Annotated in this window: 1 protein-coding gene; it reads right to left on the bottom strand. The window is 75.0% G+C overall.

The genetic code is table 11. From position 1 onward, the window contains the following. A partial coding sequence (locus PUR71_RS10965; protein WP_329926547.1) for an NAD-dependent epimerase/dehydratase family protein occupies positions 1-218 on the bottom strand: 218 nt, incomplete at its 3' end. Between the last annotated feature and the right edge of the window lie 98 nt (positions 219-316).

The following is a 316-nucleotide window of genomic DNA, read 5'->3' as shown; positions in this document are numbered from 1 at the left end:
TGGGCCGAGGTGTCGACGACGGCGTCCCAGCGCCGCCCCTCGACGAGGCGCTCGAGGTCCGCGTCCGAGTCGCGGTCGCCGCGCACCGCCTCCACCCCGGGCAGGTCGGCGGCGGAGCGGCCGCGGTTGAACGTGGTCACCTCATGGCCCCGGGCGAGGGCTTCGGAGGCGAACGCCCGCCCCAGGAACGACGAACCGCCGAGCACCAGGATCTTCATACCGGCAAGACTGCCCCGGGCCCGGCCCCGCGCACACCGTTTTTCGCGCCGGGCAGAGGACGGCCCGCCGGGACCCCGATGGCTCGACGCTCGTCCTT

This window comes from Streptomyces sp. SP17BM10 (assembly GCF_036322405.1).
Taxonomy (GTDB): domain Bacteria; phylum Actinomycetota; class Actinomycetes; order Streptomycetales; family Streptomycetaceae; genus Kitasatospora.
Note: the sequence above shows the minus strand (reverse complement) of the source record. Positions and strands in the feature narration are given on the sequence as shown.